Source organism: Paenibacillus sp. VCA1 (genome assembly GCF_031583795.1).
Taxonomy (GTDB): Bacteria; Bacillota; Bacilli; order Paenibacillales; family Paenibacillaceae; genus Paenibacillus_AQ; species Paenibacillus_AQ albilobatus.
Genome location: NZ_JAVLSX010000007.1, coordinates 1 through 19,395 on the forward strand (window position 1 = coordinate 1; position 19,395 = coordinate 19,395).

Annotated in this window: 19 protein-coding genes; 15 read left to right on the forward strand and 4 right to left on the reverse strand. The window is 50.7% G+C overall.

Annotated elements, in window-relative coordinates:
• The 4 genes from RJP21_RS16685 to RJP21_RS16700 form a co-directional block, all read left to right on the forward strand.
• A partial coding sequence (locus RJP21_RS16685; RefSeq protein ID WP_310860601.1) for an IS3 family transposase occupies positions 1–119 on the forward strand: 119 nt, incomplete at its 5' end.
• A 243-nt stretch (positions 120–362) separates the two neighbouring features.
• Positions 363–710 carry a PadR family transcriptional regulator gene (locus RJP21_RS16690; RefSeq protein WP_160042164.1) on the forward strand — a complete coding sequence of 116 codons (348 nt, stop codon included), beginning with the start codon at positions 363–365 and terminating at the stop codon, positions 708–710.
• Positions 703–1,278, forward strand: a complete 576-nt coding sequence (locus RJP21_RS16695; RefSeq protein WP_310860284.1) for a DUF1700 domain-containing protein — start codon at positions 703–705, stop codon at positions 1,276–1,278. Before RJP21_RS16690 ends, RJP21_RS16695 begins: the two co-directional genes overlap by 8 nt.
• A 185-nt stretch (positions 1,279–1,463) precedes the next feature.
• On the forward strand, positions 1,464–2,249 hold the full coding sequence (locus RJP21_RS16700; protein WP_310860602.1) for a class I SAM-dependent methyltransferase: 786 nt from the start codon (positions 1,464–1,466) through the stop codon (positions 2,247–2,249).
• 85 nt (positions 2,250–2,334) lie between these two features.
• Here the strand turns inward: RJP21_RS16700 and pdxK are convergent, their stop codons facing one another.
• Both pdxK and RJP21_RS16710 read right to left on the reverse strand, forming a co-directional pair.
• Positions 2,335–3,147 carry a pyridoxine/pyridoxal/pyridoxamine kinase gene (gene pdxK, locus RJP21_RS16705; protein ID WP_310860285.1) on the reverse strand — a complete coding sequence of 271 codons (813 nt, stop codon included), beginning with the start codon at positions 3,145–3,147 and terminating at the stop codon, positions 2,335–2,337.
• A gap of 110 nt (positions 3,148–3,257) precedes the next feature.
• Positions 3,258–3,524, reverse strand: coding sequence for a hypothetical protein (locus RJP21_RS16710; protein ID WP_310860286.1), 267 nt, complete (start codon positions 3,522–3,524; stop codon positions 3,258–3,260).
• A 311-nt stretch (positions 3,525–3,835) separates the two neighbouring features.
• Between RJP21_RS16710 and RJP21_RS16715 the strand changes: the two genes are divergently transcribed.
• The 4 genes from RJP21_RS16715 (at position 3,836) to RJP21_RS16730 (ending at position 8,314) form a co-directional block, all read left to right on the forward strand.
• Positions 3,836–4,534 (forward strand): FHA domain-containing protein, encoded by a 699-nt coding sequence (locus RJP21_RS16715; RefSeq protein WP_310860287.1) that lies wholly within the window; start codon positions 3,836–3,838, stop codon positions 4,532–4,534.
• Positions 4,535–4,655: 121 nt separating this feature from the next.
• Positions 4,656–6,074 carry a spore germination protein gene (locus RJP21_RS16720; RefSeq protein WP_310860288.1) on the forward strand — a complete coding sequence of 473 codons (1,419 nt, stop codon included), beginning with the start codon at positions 4,656–4,658 and terminating at the stop codon, positions 6,072–6,074.
• Positions 6,075–6,104: 30 nt separating this feature from the next.
• Entirely contained in the window at positions 6,105–7,202 is a 1,098-nt protein-coding gene (locus tag RJP21_RS16725; protein WP_310860289.1) for a GerAB/ArcD/ProY family transporter, read from the forward strand.
• Positions 7,199–8,314, forward strand: a complete 1,116-nt coding sequence (locus RJP21_RS16730; RefSeq protein WP_310860290.1) for a Ger(x)C family spore germination protein — start codon at positions 7,199–7,201, stop codon at positions 8,312–8,314. The genes RJP21_RS16725 and RJP21_RS16730 overlap by 4 nt, the downstream gene beginning before the upstream one ends.
• A 98-nt stretch (positions 8,315–8,412) precedes the next feature.
• On the opposite strand, the gene RJP21_RS16735 is transcribed toward RJP21_RS16730, so the two are convergent.
• Together RJP21_RS16735 and RJP21_RS16740 are read right to left on the reverse strand one after the other, a co-directional pair.
• A complete protein-coding gene (locus RJP21_RS16735; RefSeq protein WP_310860291.1) occupies positions 8,413–9,813 on the reverse strand; it encodes a stalk domain-containing protein in 1,401 nt (466 codons plus the stop codon).
• 45 nt (positions 9,814–9,858) lie between these two features.
• On the reverse strand, positions 9,859–11,349 hold the full coding sequence (locus RJP21_RS16740; RefSeq protein WP_310860292.1) for a stalk domain-containing protein: 1,491 nt from the start codon (positions 11,347–11,349) through the stop codon (positions 9,859–9,861).
• A gap of 298 nt (positions 11,350–11,647) precedes the next feature.
• Here RJP21_RS16740 and RJP21_RS16745 point away from each other — a divergent pair, with 298 nt between their 5' ends.
• The 7 genes from RJP21_RS16745 (at position 11,648) to RJP21_RS16775 (ending at position 19,333) form a co-directional block, all read left to right on the forward strand.
• Entirely contained in the window at positions 11,648–12,274 is a 627-nt protein-coding gene (locus RJP21_RS16745) for a deoxynucleoside kinase (RefSeq protein WP_160042147.1), read from the forward strand.
• On the forward strand, positions 12,271–12,912 hold the full coding sequence (locus RJP21_RS16750) for a deoxynucleoside kinase (RefSeq protein ID WP_310860293.1): 642 nt from the start codon (positions 12,271–12,273) through the stop codon (positions 12,910–12,912). The genes RJP21_RS16745 and RJP21_RS16750 overlap by 4 nt, the downstream gene beginning before the upstream one ends.
• Positions 12,913–13,076: 164 nt before the next feature.
• Complete coding sequence (locus tag RJP21_RS16755) at positions 13,077–14,612, forward strand: hypothetical protein (RefSeq protein WP_310860294.1); 1,536 nt, start codon at positions 13,077–13,079, stop codon at positions 14,610–14,612.
• Between the two features lie 371 nt (positions 14,613–14,983).
• The gene (locus tag RJP21_RS16760; protein ID WP_310860295.1) at positions 14,984–15,586 is read left to right on the forward strand and encodes a TetR/AcrR family transcriptional regulator; all 603 of its coding nucleotides are present in this window, start codon (positions 14,984–14,986) and stop codon (positions 15,584–15,586) included.
• A gap of 21 nt (positions 15,587–15,607) precedes the next feature.
• The gene (locus RJP21_RS16765) at positions 15,608–16,627 is read left to right on the forward strand and encodes a 2,3-butanediol dehydrogenase (RefSeq protein WP_310860296.1); all 1,020 of its coding nucleotides are present in this window, start codon (positions 15,608–15,610) and stop codon (positions 16,625–16,627) included.
• Between the two features lie 265 nt (positions 16,628–16,892).
• Positions 16,893–18,653: an ABC transporter ATP-binding protein gene (locus RJP21_RS16770; RefSeq protein ID WP_310860297.1), complete on the forward strand. Its 1,761-nt coding sequence runs from the start codon at positions 16,893–16,895 to the stop codon at positions 18,651–18,653.
• 158 nt (positions 18,654–18,811) lie between these two features.
• On the forward strand, positions 18,812–19,333 hold the full coding sequence (locus tag RJP21_RS16775; protein ID WP_310860298.1) for a hypothetical protein: 522 nt from the start codon (positions 18,812–18,814) through the stop codon (positions 19,331–19,333).
• Positions 19,334–19,395 lie beyond the last annotated feature (62 nt).

The following is a 19,395-nucleotide window of genomic DNA, read 5'->3' on the forward strand; positions in this document are numbered from 1 at the left end:
TGGAACATTTCAAAGAAGAATTGGAAAAATATATTGAATACTACAATACCAAACGGTTAAAAGCAAAAATCAAAATGAGTCCGGTACAGTACCGAACTCATTTTGAGAAAGCTGCTTGATGAAATAATGTGTCTAGCTTTTGGGGGTCACTTCAAATGCTGGGCTTTTTTTCTTGACCGTTGCGGTCATGTAAAGAAGGCATCGCTGTACTTCGTCACCGGTCGCTTTTTCCCTATTTTCATTTTTGAGTCTGAAGTCGATGTGGATCAATAAACAGGTAGTCAGTAACCTATTTTGACCAAGTACCTTGCAAAGCACAGTACTAGGTGATATTATAATACCGAAAGGAGCGGACGGTAGTTATGGAAATGTCGGAATGGACATCACAGGTTCGCAGGGGCATTTTGGAATACTGCATATTGCAGTTGATCGGACATAAGCCCAGATACGGATATGAACTGGTGATGCTGCTCGACCGGTGGGAGCCGCTCGCCGTCACGGAAGGGACATTATATCCGCTATTGCGCAGGCTGTTGAAGGATCAATACATCGAATCCTTTTGGAAAGAGTCCGAATCCGGACCGCCCCGGAAATATTACAGCCTGACCGATTCCGGTCGCCGCCTGATGGTTTCGATGATGGCCGAATGGAATAAAATCAGCGGCGCCGTCGAACAAATACAACAATTTGGGGGAGAAATCGATGATTAGCCCGTATGGAAGGGAATATTTGGAGAAGTTGAACCGTTATTTGGAGAAGCTGCCGGATGACGAAAGGATGGATGCGGTGATGGAGATCGAGAGCCATATTGCGGAAGGCATCGCAAGCGGCGTGCCGGAACCCGTCATTTTATCGCGTTTGGGCGATCCGCGCAAATTGGCAAGGGCATACCGGAGCGAGCGCATGAACGGGTTGAAGGGAGTGCGGTCGTTCAAGGACGTGCTTTCGATGATCGGGTTTTACTGCACAGCCGGGTTGCTCAGCGTCATGGTCGTTCCGGTGCTGGCAGTCGTGGCTTATGGGTTCGGATTTTGTGCGATCCTGATTGTGCTTGCAGGCATTATCCGTACATTTTTCGGAGTGACCTGGATCAATATGAGCATCGGCCCGGGAATGGAAATCGCTACCGAATACAGCATGCTGTTCGCTCTCGTGGTCGGCGGCATCGTCGGAGGGATCGCTTTTGCCAGCTGGATCGGATTGAAAAAATACCTTGCGTTCGTGTCGGAACGGTACCGGCGCGTGATTCCGGGCAAACAGACGGAAACGACGGTCTAAACATATCGAGTGGCCTCCTTCGAATCGAAGGGGGCTATATTTACATATGGAAAAAAATGTGATACCTTTAACGTGTATTTCGTTATACGGTATTGAGTTTCATTTAGTGAAACTAAAGAAGAATGAAGCAACCCGATCATCAGCACATTAGGCCAATACCGCCATAATTCAGGGAGGGGATTATCATCGAAGACGCTATGAAAAACCTTGTCCGGCAGCAATTTGCCCCAAACGCCGGAAAATATGTCACAAGCGCAAACCATGCCAAGGGAGAAGACTTGGCGTTTTTGGTTTCCTGTTCCCAAGCGGAACCGACCATGGACGTTTTGGACATTGCCACCGGAGGGGGGCACGTGGCGAATGCACTCGCCCCGCTTGTCCGCCGCGTAACCGCTTTGGATTTGACGGAAGAGATGCTGAATGCCGCAGCGGCGTTCATTCGGGAGAACGGCCACACGAATGTGGACTTCGTGGCAGGGGACGCGGAACATTTGCCTTTTGCCGACGTTTCCTTCGATCTTGTCACTTGCCGGATCGCGGCTCACCATTTTCCCGATACAGGTGCGTTTGCCCGCGAAGCTTACCGCGTGATCAAACCTGGCGGCAGACTGCTTCTGATCGACAACGTCGCTCCGGAACTTGACGTCTTTGACGATTTTTATAACGAGATCGAAAAGCAAAGGGATCCGAGCCATGTTCGCGCCTGGAAAAAGACCGAATGGATTCGCCTGTTTGAGCATACGGGTTTTCGAACGGAAATGTTGGCCCGTTTTCCGAAACGGTTCCAGTTCCGGGATTGGTGCGAACGATCCGGACTGCCGGCGCATGAACGGACTGCTCTTGAACAAAAGCTGCTGCAGGCATCGGACGCCATCAAACGCTATTTTTCGATCGAAACGGACGAAACCGGCGGGCTTGCCGGCTTTACCGGCGAATCCGCATATATCCAAGCCGTGCGTGAAGATAAGTAAACAAGGGTGACTCCCTTGAGATGTGGGCTTCGACGACAACAAAGCCTCCTTCACGTGAAGGAGGCTTTCATTCAAAAGTACCGGATTATTTCGCCAGACGGTAGCCGCCGTGGAATACCGGACCGACGAATTCGTTGAACTGATATCCGCTGCGAATCGCCGCGGAGACGAAATCCTTCGCCTTGGCGACAGCCTCGGCAACGGGTAAGCCGTTGGCCACTCCTCCGGTAATGGCCGCCGCAAACGTGCAGCCCGCGCCGTGGTTGAAAGCAGGTTCGATTTTGTCCGTTGTAAGCACAGTGAATTCCGAGCCGTCAAAAAAGACGTCGATCGCTTGTTCCCCGTCCAGCGCTTTGCCGCCTTTTACTACGACGTTTTTGGCGCCCAGCTGATGAATCCGGCGAGCCGCTTCTTTCATGTCTTCGATGGAGGAGAGTTTTCCGAGCCCCGAAAGCACCCCGGCTTCGAACAGGTTAGGCGTAACCACGGTCGCCAGAGGAAGGAGAGAATCGCGGATCGCTTCGGCGCTTTCCGGATTCAGCACTTCGTCCTCGCCTTTGCACACCATCACCGGGTCAATGACTACGTTGGTCTGGTTATGCTCCTTGATCGCTTTTTCAGCGACACGAACGATGTCCACGCTGCCCAGCATCCCCGTTTTCATGGCGTCAACCGGTCCGCCGGCGAATACCGTTTTCAACTGCTCCGCCACGAGCGCCGGATCCACCGGATATACGTTATGGTGCCATCCGTTATCGGGATCCATCGTCACGATGGTCGTTAATGCGCTAAAGCCGTATGTTCCGTACTCCTCAAATGTTTTGAGGTCGGCTTGAATGCCCGCGCCCCCGCTGGAATCGCTGCCGGCAATCGTTAATGTTTTGATGATTTTGGACACGATGAAAAACCTCTTTCCTGCATTGAAATATGAACCGACTGAAGTCGAATTGATTATATCAGAAAAAAACAAGCAGGTGAATCATTATGCTCTCCAACCCGGAGCGTGTCTTATTTTGAATGGATCCGCTCCAGAACGGCATCCTCGATCCTCTCCCAAATGGATTTGCCGTTTTGAACCACGACGTTTTCGGATGTATCGCTTTGCTCCGATGATGAGCCGGAAATCGCGCTGCCCGAGTTATGCTGAAGAAATAAAGTTTCTACCGAATCGTTCGGCTTATCCTCCAATTGCTGAAAAAAATATACGTAAAGTGCAAGCACGCTGGCGGCCAAAAAGGACATGACGCCATACATGATCGTTTGAGTTCGCTTCAATGGAATAACCTCGCTTTGAAAATTGTTTCCCGGACTGATAGTATTAGATAAAGTGATGTTGTTCATGCAGTATCCTCTTTTGGTAACCTTAGAAAGTATAGACTACAGAGCCATTGCTTCCTGATACTGCAAGAAAAACTGCCTTTAAACGCGATCTGTCTTCTTAGGAAGTGCGTCGATAGGCGTTTTTTTTACTATAAAATTTGCCCGTGTGGCAAACAATGGAGCAAATCTGATGAAATTATCATTTTTGATTATGGCTGCCGCCCGGGCCATCCATAATCTCGGATAGGAAAGTGGGAGATTCAATCATGCCGGATATCGTCAAAATCATTTTGGATACCGCCGGTCAAAAGGGACATGGTTCATTTCTTTACCTGGAACAGGGGAAAAGCATTACGATCGGCAGGCATACGCGTTCAAGCGGTGATATGCTGGCGATCTACAATCAGCTCGTATCCAAGCGCCATTGCTGCGTATCCCGGGTGCGCCAGGATGTGTACGTGGAAGATCTGGGGAGCAAAAACGGCACGGAACTGAACGGACAACGCCTGATTCCGCACCGGAAATATCCGGTTGCCCCCGGGGATCGGTTGACGCTTGTAAGCGGGCTTGTCAGGCTGCAGGTGGATTTCGACGGGGATCTTGAAGAGACGCGGGAATATGCGGTTTCCGATCTGCTGGAACGGGAGGTTCAGCTGCACGACCACCTGCAAAGCATCCAGATTGGAAACGAGCAAGTGACGTTATCGAAAAAGGAATATCTGCTGTTTAAGCTGCTGCACGACCGGCTAGACCATTTCGTCACCAAAGAGGAAATCATGCAGCGGGTATGGCCGGAACGGTGCATGGAAAACACCGAGCTCGTCGGAATAGACGAAGTGAATTCGCTCATTTACCGAACGAACAAAAAGCTGGGTTCGAGCTTCGTCATCAAGTCCGTTTACAAAAAAGGCGTTTACATGAAACGGGAGGAAAGTTACGCCGGTTCGGAAGCATCAAATTCATAACGGGAAAAGCCGCGATCGCGGCTTTTTTTTTGTTGCCGATTCATCGGAGCGCAGGAATATTTTACTCTTCGCTGGAGAAATTACCATTATTCATCATTTCGCATAGGCAGGCGGTAATCTCATGAACCCATCTTCACGGCATGCATCCCTCGACCTGAACCAAAATACGGAATATATTCGAAAAGCGCTGTTTGATACCCATGATCTCAAAATAAAACATCATCCGTTTAAAGATACGCCGGCTGCTTTGATCTATTTGGAGTCGCTGGTGGATCCCGTCCTGATCGAACGCAATATCATTACGCCGATGAGCTTTGGCGAAGACAAAAGCCTTTCCGAGCTGTTTACGACGTTGCGGATGGAACTGAACCGCGATCTTGAACAGGGGATCCAGGGATTGATGCAGGGCAGCTGCCTTTATTTGTTGAACGGGTCGGATGAATTTTATGTGCTCACGACGCCGGCCGCATATGACCGAAGCATCGCCGAACCGGAAAACGAAGGCATCGTGCGCGGCCCGCATAACGGATTTATCGAAAATTTAACCGTCAACCTGCATTTGATCCGGCAGCAAATCAGCTCCCCCGATCTTACGGTTCGCTATCACAGCATCGGCAACACCGTGCCGAGAAAGGTTGCGATGTTGTATGTTCAAAATCTATGCGACACCGAGCTTGTTCAAAAGGTTGAGCGCAGGTTAAGCCATATTTCGCTCGACACGGTCATATCTACGGGGTTTATTCAGGAAATGATGGAAGATAATCCGTATTCGATTTTCCCGCAGCACTTGAATACCGAGCGACCCGATCGGACAAGCTCGTATTTGCTTGACGGACACATCGTAATCATGCTGGAAGGCGATCCTACGGCCTTGATCGTGCCGGCATGCTTTTTTACCTTTTATCAAACGCCTGACGATTACAATAACCGCTGGATGATCGCGTCCTTTGTCCGTTTCATCAGGCTTATTAGCTTTATTACGGCGTTTCAGCTGCCGGCGATTTATATCGCGACGGTTTCTTTCCATTCCAATGTGTTGCCGATTCAATTATTTTTTACGGTGCAAGGTTCGTTGACGCGCGTCCCGTATCCGCCGATCGTCGAAGCGATGTTTCTCGAGCTGATCTTCGAGCTCCTGAGGGAGGCGGGGCTTCGCTTACCAAGCCGGGTCGGGCAAACGATCGGCATCGTCGGGGGTTTGGTCATTGGGGATGCAATCGTCAAGGCGGGGCTGGTTTCGTATACCATGACCATCGTCGTGGCGCTGACGGCCATTTCTTCGTTCCTCATCCCGTCCAACGAAATGAGTTCGGCGCTGAGGCTGATCAGATTCCCGTTGATGCTTCTTGCGGCCATGTTCGGGTACATCGGCATTGCGTTCGGGCTCACGATCTTGTTTATCCATCTGTGCAAGCTCGAATCCTTCGGAAAGCCGTATCTTTATCCGATTGCGCCCCTGAAATTCAAAGGGTTAAAAGATACCTTTTTGCGATTCCCCATTTGGAGCATACGCAAGAAGGAACAGGGCTCCAATAAATAACCGCATGCATGCCGCCATGAAGGGAGGATCATGATGACCCGGACTGAAAAAATGATGTCGACTCGGCAGTTGTTCCTGTTTATCATCCAGGCTCAGATCGGGGTTGGGGTTCTTTCGATACCCTTCAAACTGAGCAAAACCGCACAGGGCGGCGGAGGCATAACGATGATCTTGACGGGCGTGATTACCCAGATCATTATCCTGATGTTTTGGGGGCTGCTTCGAAAGTTTCCGGGACTGAATCTGTTTCAAATCTGTCTTCGGCTTTGCGGACCCGTCATCGGCAGGGGGTTGATTGCATGTTATATCGCCTATTTCATTCTCATCGGCGCCAACATCATGATCAGCGCCGTCCGCGTGCTGCAGCGCTGGATGATGGATGCGACGCCAACGTGGATATTGCTCGCTTTGTTTTCGATCATGACCTATTATTTGGCAAAGGAGAAGCTGACCGTCCTGGCCCGTTTCTATGCCTTGTCGTCGATTTTGTTCATCCCGCTCATCATCTTCGTAAGCTACGGGTTAACGCAGGCTCATTTCGAATATATGTACCCTTTGATGGAGGCGGGCATTTGGAACATTTTGAAGGCGATGAAAGATACGACGATCTCCATGTATGGCTTCGAAGTCATTCTTGTCATTTTCCCCCTGATCGATGCTACGGACAAGAAAAAACTTCGGATGGTCAGCATGTCGAATTTGTTCGTCACGTTGTTTTATACTTTCGTGGTTTGTACTTGTCTGATGGTATTCAATACGGGGCAGCTGCGGCTTATTCCGGAACCCGTTCTATATTTGGTCAAATCGCTGAACTTTTACGTCATCGACCGGGCAGACGTGTTGTTTCTCCCGATTTGGTCCATTACCATCGTATGTTCGATCACCAGTTATGCGTATTCCGCATCGATCGGGTTGACGCAATTGTTTAAACAAAAAGACCACCGGGTATTTACGCCTTTCGTCAGTGCGGCCGTGTTTGCCATCTGCCTCGTTCCGGCAACGCCGATCGCCAATCATCACTTGGATGTTGTAGCGGAATACGCGGCCTATCTTTTCGTGTTTGTCCTCCCGCTGATCATGACGATCGGTTCGCTGTTCATCAAAAAAACGAGGGGGGGAACCGCATGAAACGATCCGTCATCCTGCTGGCTGGGACGATGTCGGTTGCCGTCCTGTCAGGCTGCTGGGACCGCGAATATTTAAAAGACCTGAATCTTGCGTACAGCATCGGGTTCGATCTCACAAAAGACAAAAAAATCAAGGAAACGGTCGAGCTCATTATTCCTCCGGAAACGGAGCAGTCCCGAACGAAAAATGAAATCCATAGCGCGGAAGGGATCACGACGCGCGGGGCGAGCAACGAATTGCGGAGCAGGGTAAGAGGGAATATGAGGGTGATCAAAAACGGAATCCAGATCATCGGGAAAAGCCTTGCGATGGAAGGCTTGAAACCTCCCATGGACGTTAATTTCCGGGACCCCGACAATCCCACCTCGAACGTACGGTTGGTCATTACCGACGGGGCGGCGTCGGATATCATCAATAAAAAAGAGGTCGGCGAATTGAAAATCGGCGAATTCCTGATCCAGAAAATCAACAGCTTGGAGAAAATGAGCCTTTTTTATCCGCCCGAAACCATGGATACGGTTTTTAGGGCGTTGGAGGATCCGGGGCAGGATTTTGCGCTGCCGTACATCGATTTGCAAGGGGAAGAAGTCGTCGCCAAAGGCGTGGCGTTGTTTGATGATCAAAAATACAGCGGAGCACTGAATGCCGAAGATTCGATCATGTTGGTCCTGCTCAAGGGGCACTCCGGGGATAACGCCCGGTTCACCAAAAAAATCGATGACGGGCCGCTTCATGGGGACATCAGTTTTAACGTCGGCAAAAAAAAGGTGAAACGAAAATTCAAGGTTACGGTAGCCCGAAACGGGGAGGTTCACGTTCAGTTAAACATCAAGCTCAAGGGAATCATCGAGGAATATACGGGCACCCATCCTTTGGATGAAAAATCGATTCTCACAGTGAACAAGGAGCTTTCCAAGATTTTGACGGATCAAGCGCGGAGCGTGGTACGGGATCTGCAGAAGGCGAATTGCGATATTTTCGGCGTCGGCAGAGAGTTGATCGCCTACCACAACAACGTTTGGAAACACAAGGACTGGAACAAGGATTACTCGGAGGTTCGGTTCCACACGAGCGTCCAAGTATCCATCATAAGCACCGGGATCATCCATTGAAACAGGATGATCCCGGTGAAAGCCCTTTACAGAACAGCAGGCGTTTTATCTCATCTTCTATGTCGTCTTCGCCAATGGAACAAAGCGTTTGACGGAGTTTATGATCGCGATGTAATCGCGAGCAGGGCAAGCTTGGAATCCCAAGCCACGCCAATTCCCATTTGTTTAATTAGGGAAACGGGGATCATCGTCGCTCCGTTTACCGCGGTGACCGGGCTTGATAGCTGCACTTTGTGCCCGTCGATGTCCACCTCGTTATGGTTAGGGCTGAAGGTGGCGGATTTCTGGTTGTAATTAAGGGTATAGGCTCCTCCGTTTTCTACGGTAGGCGCTGTCAATTCCGCACCCAGGGCTCGGGCGACATCTTTAAGCGGAACGCTGATGAGGTTGTTCGTCATCGTGGCCGGGAAGGAAGAAGCCATCAATTGGCCGTTCACCGTTACCGTGATCGGGAGCTGAAGCCGTTTTGGCGCATATTCCATCCCGTCAATCGAATTTCGGGGGACGCCGACCTCGTTCCATTGGTTCGCTCCCCAGCCCCAGACCTCGCCCTGTTCGGTTAACAGTACTGGGTCGTTGCCTGCTACCTGTTTAAATTTGAGGCCGGGATACAGTTTGATCGGGTTTCCGGAAAGTTTATATGTTGCAGCGGAAGGTATTAACGACCACTTCCACGCTGTGCCCGTTTGATCGATCCCGTACATGTCTCTCGATGAACCTCCTGCTACCTGTTTTAAGGCGGGGAGACCGGAAACACGGGAAGGGGGGAGTACGGTGATCTGACCATCCTTCCGTTCCGCTTGAATGATCCATACCGTGCCTGCTTTGTCCAGTGCATATGCAATATCTTCAGCAGCTCCCAGGCTGACGATTTTGCCGGAAAGTTTGATTTGAACAGGCTTGCCGGAGACACCGGTTTGTTCATGCAACGTCCAGGCCCAAAGCGATCCGTCCTGCTTGAGCGCATAGCTGACGCTATGCCGCGTCGCAACCTGGGCAACGTCCGTCAGCAGCGGAAGCTGCCGCGGCGGAAGCGTTTCTCTGGAGTCAGGAATGTTCTGGCCCCATTCCCAGACGGTTCCGTCATTTTTCACGGCAAGCTGATATCCTGCTCCGCTCGAGGCGATCGACAGGATGTCGGCAAGCTGGCTCAGACGGACAGGGGCATTGATGCTTGAAACCGCGGTGGTACCAGGCAAGCCCAGTTCGCCGAATAAATTTCGGCCCCAAGTCCATACCGAACCATCATTCCGCAATCCGACCGAATAATAGGTGCCGGCTATGACCTGGGCAAAGGCAGTTTCAGCAGTCTTTTTGGCAGAAGCTGTCGCAACCGGGCCGGAAGAAAAATGGGAGCCTTCGTACAAAACTGCACTCGAACCGATCGTTTGGCCGTTGGCCGCGTAAATCGGGCTTGCGCCTAATAAAAAAGCGGCCGCAGCCATGAAAATGGCTGACGGACGCAATCGTTTGTTTAAGGATTGAACTGGATGGGTCATAGGTACCTCCAGAATTCTTATTTTGGGTTCGTATAAAAACGAAAATCAGTTCATTTGAATAGAAATGCGCTCCTGATCCGGAAGCCAATTGACGGTGGCGCCCAGCTTTTCGCTGATCAGGCGGAGCGGCAGGTACACCGTTCCATCCACGGTAAACGGCTTGTTTTCGATCGTGATCGGAGCGTTGTTCAGCGTAATGCTTCCGGTTTTTACGTTGACGCTGATGGAAATGGCAGGTTTGCCGTCTTCCTTGCGGGACACTGTGGCCTGTTTGCTTTTTTCATCGTAAGAAACTTCGGCGCCCATCTTTTCGAACACGGAGCGCAGCGGTACGAAGTTTTGGCTGTTGCGCGTAATGACGCCGCTGGCCAAAGGCACGTTTTCCCCGTTCAAGGAAACGGATATCGGCTTTTGCACGGGAACAGGCGTATAATGCATGAACTCGTAATCCCCGTAACCAAGCTCCGCGTTTTTGTTGACGCCCCAACCCCAAAGGGTGCCGTCTTTTTTCTGCATGATGATATGGCGGTAGTCGTTTTTGACGGAAGCAACGTCCGAAGCAAGCAGCTTAAAGGAAGCGTTGGACGGCATGCTGTTCCGTTTGATCGAAGTCGCGTATACTTTGTTGTCCCCCGTGAAAGCCACGATCGAATCTTCAACGACATAAGCTTCTTTGACGTTTTTAACGCCGGTCAAGAGAACCGGATCGGGAAGGTCCGTGTACACGGGTCCGTCCGAATAGCCGGTTAAGATCGCGCCCCAGAACCAAAGCCGGGATTGGCTGTCGATGGCCAGCGAGGAGTTTGCGTCTTGCCAAATGCTTTTAATCTGTTTTAAAGACTTGATTTGCGTTGCGGTCACCGTGTTTGGAAGGCTGCCCGTGCCTTTAAATGTTTTCGGCCAGGTCCAAACCGTGCCGTCTTTTTTCAGCGCGATATTTTTTTCAACTTGAACGACGTTGTCGAGATTTTTGGCTGGGGTGAGGGATGGCTCGGAATCCGTATTTGTCCAGACCGTACCGTCCGTCTTCAAAAAGATGCGGCGGGCTTGGCCGGTCTTGTCGTTCATTTCATAGTAGCTTTCGACATCGGACACATGGTCGATGCCTTTCACTGGTTCAAAATGCGTCATATCCCAGCCTTCAGCCGTCTTAACAGAAGCCGATACGTTGCCGTCACGATCTAAGGCAAGCGCAGGCCCATAACCCTCGATTTTCGTCACGTTGCTGATGCCGCTCACGGGTTTTACGGTCACCGACTTGCTTAACGGCTTTGTCTCCCAGAGCCACACCGAATGGTCCTGTTTCTCCACCATATGGAATCCGAACGTGTTTGCCGCTCCGGTCAGCTCGGGGATTTGCGTCGGTACGGGTTGCTGCGGACCCCAGATCCAGAACGTGCCGTCTTTTTTTACAAGGGAATCGGTTCCGTAGTAAACGATGTTCGAGGCTGAATTTGCGTTCGCCTCCGCGGCGGATGCTTGGGCCGAAACGGTCAAACCCAGCGCCAGCGACAAGAGTGCAATGGATTTTTTCATGTTACAAGACATCTCCCTTCAAGTTCATTAGGAATGATGGGGAATGGCCGTGCCATATCCCCGCGGGTCGGAGTCAACCTGTGGAAGATTCCAATGATAAGACGGTTATTTTTGTAAAATGTTTCATGTTTCTTCATGAAAAATTGGCCTCTCGCCCGGCTGATGCAAAAAGTTGTCACATGTTCATGGAAAAAGTTTCGGTGAGAAACTGGGCGATGCTGTGTTACAATGAGTTCGTCCATTTCATAGAGAAGATTCATAGAAGGGTTCAAACGGATGGGGGAGGAAGTCGGCTTACATGAGAACAAATATGCCATTTATTGCCGTAGAAGGACCGATCGGGGCCGGAAAAACAACGCTGGCCTCGATGCTTGGCGAACGTCTGCGGCTTCCGGTCGTGAAGGAAATCGTCGAGGAAAACCCGTTTATCGATAAATTTTATCAAAACATGGACGATTGGAGCTTTCAGCTCGAAATGTTTTTCCTTTGCAACCGGTATAAACAGCTGAAGGAGACGGTTAACGACTACATTTTGGCGGGGAAACCGGTGGTTTCGGACTACCACATTTTCAAAAACCTGATTTTCAGCCGGAGAACGTTAAGCGGAGCCGAACGGGATAAATATGAGCAAATCTATCATATATTGACGGATGATTTGCCCAAACCGAACATCATTATTTACATCAAAGCAAGTCTTGAAACGCTGCAGCGTCGAATCGCCAAAAGGGGGCGTCCGTTTGAGCAAGACATGGATCCGGGTTATTTGGCGCAGTTAATCGAGGATTATGAAGCGGCGATGACGTCGCTTGCGGATCGCGAACCTTCCACGATCATTATGACGGTCGACGCCAACCGGGTCGATTTTGTCCAAAACAAAAACCAATTCGAAGAGATTGTCTCTCAGTTAAAGGAGAACTTGTCATGAATCCATACCATATCCCGGAAAACGCAATCATTACGGTCGCAGGAACGGTCGGCGTAGGCAAATCGACGCTTACCGCAGCGCTTGCGGCTCAATTGGGCTTTAAAACGTCCATGGAACAGGTAGAGCATAATCCTTATTTGGAAAAGTTTTACCATGATTTTGAACGATGGAGCTTCCATTTGCAGATCTATTTTTTGGCCGAACGGTTTAAGGAACAAAAAAGAATTTTTGAAATGGGCGGCGGATTCGTTCAGGACCGCTCCATTTACGAAGACACCGGGATATTCGCCAAAATGCACGCCGACCAGGGGACGATGTCCAAAATCGATTACGAAACATACACCAGCTTGTTTGAAGCGATGGTAATGACGCCGTATTTTCCGCATCCCGACGTTCTCATTTACCTGGAAGGAAGCTTGCCGTCCATCCTGGCCCGAATCCAGGAGCGTGGACGCGAGATGGAGATCCAAACCGACGTGTCCTATTGGGAGCATATGCACAAAAGATATTCGGATTGGATCGGCGAATTCCACGCTTGTCCGGTGCTTCGCCTGAACATTGACGATTACGACGTGCATGATCCCGAATCGATGTCAGGCATATTGAAGAAGGTAGGAGAAATCATTCGTCATTCCTAATCAAGACATCCGAGTAGGATAGCGGGGCTTTTAAGCGCCCGCTTTCTTTTTTTTCGGGAAACTGTCTAACAGGCCCTCCAGTTTTCGTTCTTTCGCTTCATTGTTCTTTTCGAATGTTCATTGTACCATTTGGAAAGAAGAGGATTGACGAAAAGGGTGATGGAATGAAGCCGAACGTCGGGGACGTATTTTGCGTGTACGACGAAAAATTGCAAGGTTACGCTGCCTGCCAAGTTATCGAGATAAAAGCGGGAACTCGCAAAACGCAAAATTTGGCGGCACTGCTGGAACTGGATTGGGCGGGCGAGGAACTGCCCGGCGAGGACGAAGTTCGGGAAATGAAGCCGCTATACGCAGATTATTATTTTTGGAACAAGGAACTAGAGCTCAGTTACGTCGAAGGAAACGTCCCCAAGCCCTATATCAAGGTCGGAAACGTTCCTCCGAAGACGGACGCCGGGACGACAAGTTACGGGAGCTGGAACGTCGGCAGCAGCTTGTACAGGCAGCGGAAATGGGATCGCATTCCTGAAGATCGCCGCAAAGCGTTCAAGGAAGCCGCGAATGACGATACGTTGATCGAGCTGGGCGGACAGCGTCTGCGAAGATCGACCCACGTGATCGACGACGAGGTTTTGCAGAGCCTGAAGGATTGGTCGGAGCTGGACAATTTGCCGTGCCTTACCCGAATCATTGCCAAAAAAACGTATGCGGACCTTCAGCATTACGTTAACCGTAACCCGTTTATTAACGAGCTGCAGTGGGAGAATCATGGGTGCAAAACAATCGATGTAAGAAACAGCGGGTTGGAACGCGTTATTTTGCGGGCAGGGGAATTGGAAGAGTTGTATTTGGGTCCAAACGTCGAGGAGCTCCATTTAACCGGCCCCGAGGCGGCAGGACTCGTGGTGCATGCTCATGAAGACGGCCGATGGATCACGGCCGGGTTTTATGAAGGAAAGCCGTACGGCCGCGGTCTTGAACGGCTTGGGTCCCTCCATGTAAAGGGCATCAAGGAATTGGATCTGAAAAAAGTCATCGACGCCTACCCGGAGCTTAACGAATTGCGGCTGTGGGGCAAGCCGGGAACCATCATCCATATGGAATGCCTCGATAGGCTGTCCGGTCTGACGCATTTCAGCACGTACGATTTGTTTGGTTTTACCGGGGAACAGTTCCCCGGGCCCGAAAAATTGCAGCATTTGACCTGGCTGTGGTTGACGAGCCTGCCGGCGGAAACGGCGAAAGCCGTGAAACAAAAATACAAACAAGAAACGGCCAATGGCCTGAGCCTCGCCATTACCAAACCGCGCAAGCCGGAATGGCTTCAGGAAAATATGCTGAATCCTTTCCGCGACTGGGACGGACGGGAGCATATTACCGCAGCCAACGCAAAAAAAGCCGCCGCCGTATACAAAAAGACGCTTGCCGCCATGAGCTCCGCCGCTGCCAATACGGGGGACGGAGCCGCCGATGCGGCCGAACTGAAGCAGGAACTGCTGGCGGTCGTCACGGACTATACGGAAGCGTTCAACAAGATGGATCGGCGGACCGGCTTTATCGAAACGGTGGAACGCGAGGAAATTTTTACGGTGCTGTCCGAACTGCTTCAAACGGTTCAAAAACGATTGGCGCCCGCAAACATCGACATCGATGGCCAAATGCTGTTCGATAGGTTTGACGAGCTGCGCGAATTTTAAGGACGATGCGAAAGGATGAAGGCCGTAAGGCGTCCGGATGACGGGCGTCTTTTTCTATGGATAAAGAAACGGGCTGTTTCGTCTTGCGAAAGCGTTGACACGTTTCAGACACAGGTGTACAATAATCCATGTTAAACAAGTGTTCAAAACGATCGTTCAAAACAATTGTTTACACCAATTCATGCCCATCTCGATTCATGCCGGATGCCGGCGATTTGCCGATACGCGCGTTTTGCGATCCGTATAGCGTTCACCCATCGGATGCTATCAGCATTGACGATGCGGCTGCCGAATGGTACGTTAATCATACTGTGATTTGAACAAACGTTCAAACGGATAGATGTGTTAACGATGACAGGTAGGTGATCGCCATGAGTCCAAAAGATGAAATGAATGGGAAAGACGTGAAAACCGTAATTTTGCAGGCGGCTAAAAAGCTGTTTGCGTTAAAAGGATTCGAAGGAACGACCGTGAGGCAAATATGCGATGAAGCCGGCGTATCGCTTGCGCTCGTATCGTACCATTTCGGAGGCAAGGAAAATGTGTTTTATGCCTTATTCGAGCCGCTCCGCCACTACTTTGCAAAAATGCATTACGATTTGGCCGATCCGGTCGCGGATCTCCGCGAATTTATCGAGAAATTCGTGGACTACCGGTATGAAGAAAGGTATCTGATATGCATTCTCCAGCAGGAGCTGATGATGAAAAGCCCAAGGGTGGAGAAGCTGACGTACGCCATTTTTCCAACCTGGGAGCAGCTTCGGAACATTTTGCAAGCAGGGATGGATCAAGGGGCGGTCCGTTTTCCTTCGCTCGAATTTGCGGTGAATTTCACGATGGGAACGATCATTTCTTCCATGCTCGATCCGTATTTGAATCCGATGGAGGACAAGCGGGAAATGACGCCGGCCGAAGCGGCGCAGCTCACGGTAAAGTTTGTTTTTAACGGACTGGGTATTGATATCAAGCAATGACTTCCAAGGAGATGTTACATCATGAAAGCCGCACATATTTATGGCGTAAAAGACATTCAAGTCAAAGAGGCTGAAGTTCCGGCATTGTTGCCGGGAACCGTCAAGGTCAAAGTTTCCTATGCGGGAATTTGCGGAAGCGACATGCACGAATATTTGGCCGGATTGTATCCGATCCGCAAGCAGCCCGTCCTCGGCCATGAATTTTCGGGCGTCGTCACCGAGATCGGCGAAGGCGTGACCCGCGTGAAAGTCGGGGACCGGGTTGCGGTCGAACCGTTGATTCCGTGCGGTCGCTGCGCCAATTGCAGACGGGGCATGGCCAATTTGTGCACCAATTCCCAGGGGTACGGGTATACGTTGTCGGGAGGATTTGCGGAATACGCGGTCGTCAGGGAAGAAAACGCGTTTATTCTCCCCGATTCCATGCCGATGGAGCTTGGCGCGCTGGTTGAACCGACGGCCGTTGCCGTTCATGCCGTTCGCCAAAGCCAACTCAATCTGGGCGATTCCGTGGCGGTTTTCGGTGCCGGCCCGATCGGGCTTTTGCTGCTGCAAGCGGTCAAAGCTGCGGGCGCCGGCCAAATTTTCGTCGTCGAGGTATCGGAAGAACGCCGCGAAAAAGCGCTGGAGCTTGGCGCCACTCATGCGATGAATCCGGTCGAAGTTGACGCGGTCAAATGCATACGCGAAATGACGAACGGGGGCGTAGACGTCGCGTATGATGCCGCAGGCGTCCAAGCGACTTTTGAATCCGGCATTTACGCGGTTAGACCCGGGGGAGAGTTCAAAATTATCAGCCTTTGGGAAAAACCCGTCAACTTCAACCCAAGCGTCATCGTAAAAACCGAAGCCAAAATCAGCGGTTCCTATGCCTACAACAACTTGTTCCCCGAAGTCATCCATCTTCTCGCCAGCGGCCGCATCGACGGCCACGCTGTAATCACGAGCATGATCGCGCTGAACGATATCGTCGAGCAGGGCTTCGAACAGCTGACAAAGGACCGCAAGCAGTGTAAAATTCTCGTTGATATGAATAAGTAATCATCCAAATCACAAATATGCCGGGAACGGACAGCGGATCCGTTTTCGGCATTTTTATATTTGTAAAAGGCTGTGTCATTTTTGATAAAAAGCTTCGGACCCCCGCCGGACCAGGCATGAATCAAAACAAGAAACACATATATCCTCTTTCCGTATTTTGGATTATAATCGGATTCGGTGGAAAAAGCAGGATGGAGAGGGAGGATCGGACAATCGAAAACGCTTCCATAGAAACCGAAAACATATTTGAGTAGAGAGGTATTGCATGAAGAGTAAAAGTGTATTTTTCCGGTTATTAAAATATATGGGCAAATATAAACTCCTCTATGCCGGGTTAATCATGACCATGCTGGCGGGCATCGCTTTAGATCTTTCCGTTGCATGGTTTTTGTCCAGGATTACCAACGCGGCGGTGAAGTTCGAGATTGACCGCTGGCCGACGCTTGTCGCGATCGGGGCGACCATCCTGATTGGCGCCATCTTGACTTCTTTTTTCGATACATATTTGAAACAAAAAGCTTCAGTAAAAGTTAGGAACGACATACGATTGGACACGATGGACCATGCCTTGCGGCTGCATCAGGTTTATTATGACCGGACCCACACCGGCGATCTGCTCGCCCGTTTCACCAGCGACAATCAGGCGGTAGGCGAAGCTGCCGGCAATATTATGATGGGATTGCTCAAAAATCCGCTGCTTGCCTTGTGCGCATTTATTTACCTGCTGAATATACATTGGCCGCTTGCGTTGATCACCATTTGCGTCGGGCCGGCGATGATCCTGACAGGAAAAATGTTCGGGGAATCGATGCGTGTCAAAGGAGCGCGACTGCAGGAGGCTATGGGGCGGGGCACCTCCTATTTGCAGGACGTGCTTGGCGCCAGTGTGCTGTACAAGATTTTTGGCCTGGAAAAAAAGATCTCCAAGCAGTACCGGCAATTCAGTACGGATATCGCGGAAATCGAGCAGAGCCAGGGCAAGACCCAAGGGGCTGCCGGTGCCGTTTCGCAAGTGATTGCCATTGCAACCTTTATGCTCGCGATCCTGCTTGCCGGATATTTTGTCGCCAAAGGCAGCCTGGAAGTCGGCGCCATGATTGCTTTTATTCAACTTATGAATTATCTGGTTAACCCGTTTGCTCTTCTGCCGGCGTTATGGTCCAGCATGCAGCAGGCTTTGGCCGGGGCGGACCGAATCTTTCAGGTGATCGATACGCCCAAGGAATATGACGAATTGCCGACGCCAAGCCGGGCCAAGTCATCCTTCAGCGAGCTTGACGTTTCATCCGTGGGTTTTTCCTATACGGGTGACGCCGGCGAATTGGCGCTGCATGATATCCGCTTTCGGGTGCATGCAGGCCAAACGGTGGCGATCGTCGGCGGAAGCGGCGGTGGGAAGTCTACGCTGTTCAAATTGCTGCTCGGGTTATATGCTCCGACGACGGGCACCATTGAGATTGACGGAAAGGATCGGGGCGCGATCGGGCTGCGGGATTATAGAGATTATTTTTCGCTCGTGCCGCAGGAATCCGTTTTGTTTACGGGATCGATTCGGGACAATATTCTTGATGGGAACCCGACTGCGGATGATGAGCAAATGTTCGCGGCCGCCAAGCAGGCAAACGCCTATGATTTTATCATGAAGCTGCCGGAAGGCTTCGACACCGAAATCGGGGAACGGGGCTCCCGGCTCTCCGGCGGACAAAAGCAGCGGATTGCGATCGCCAGAGCCATCTTGCGGGATGCGCCGATTTTGCTGCTGGATGAAGCCACCGCCGCTTTGGACAACGAATCCGAGAGGCTGGTTCAGGACGCGCTTTCGAGGCTGATGGTCGGCAAAACGACGCTGGTTATTGCCCACCGCCTGTCTACCGTGCAGCATGCCGACCTCATTTTGGTCATGGAGCATGGAAAAATCGTGGAAAAAGGGAAACATCACGCGCTGCTGGCAGCAGGCGGAAGATATCAGGAGCTGTATCAGGCTCAGTTGATGAATGAAGAGCTAGAGACGTTGGTGGAAAGCTGAACTTCAGTTTGTAAATGATGCTTAAGGGCTGCTGTATCGGATACGGCAGCCTGTTTAATTACGATCCTATGTTGGATCATGGATAATCAATATACGTGGCATAAGAAAAAAATCCCTGGTAAAATCATCGATAAAAGACACTTAAAAGGAGGGAAGGTGTGAAAAGCATACTGATATCGATTCTGTTGATATGCTCGATGGCAGGAGGTTGGCATTCGTCAGCGCATCATTTGCCATTGAATGAAAAAGATGTTCGGCAGCTGATGGCAGAACATACGAATATAGATGGCTGGAATATGTCCCGAAAAGGGCATATTTATACGTTCTGGTCCGTGCCGGAAGCACCAAGCTCCAATGGGTTAGGTTATGGGGTGAACGCCATGACCGGAACCGTATATGATGCAGTCTCCGGCGGACCGTTGTGGAATCTGCTCATCAAAGACGCACCTGATCTGGATAAGATCGTCAGCGGTGAACAATATCAGAAAGTCATTTTGAAACTCGCTGATCAGGCCATAAAAACCAGCGGAATGACACCTGACCGAAAGCAATGGGTATCCGGAGGTTATGGGGAGGGTTTCATTTACGGCGATGTCATTAAAGATCATCGGAGAATTTATATTAAATTGGATGTGTTTACACAGCAATGGGAGGAAATCGAGGATCCGTGGAATAACTGATATGAAGGTTCGGAGGAAGGAGATTAACGGGCTCTGCTCATCTACCAGGCAGCAGCCCGTTT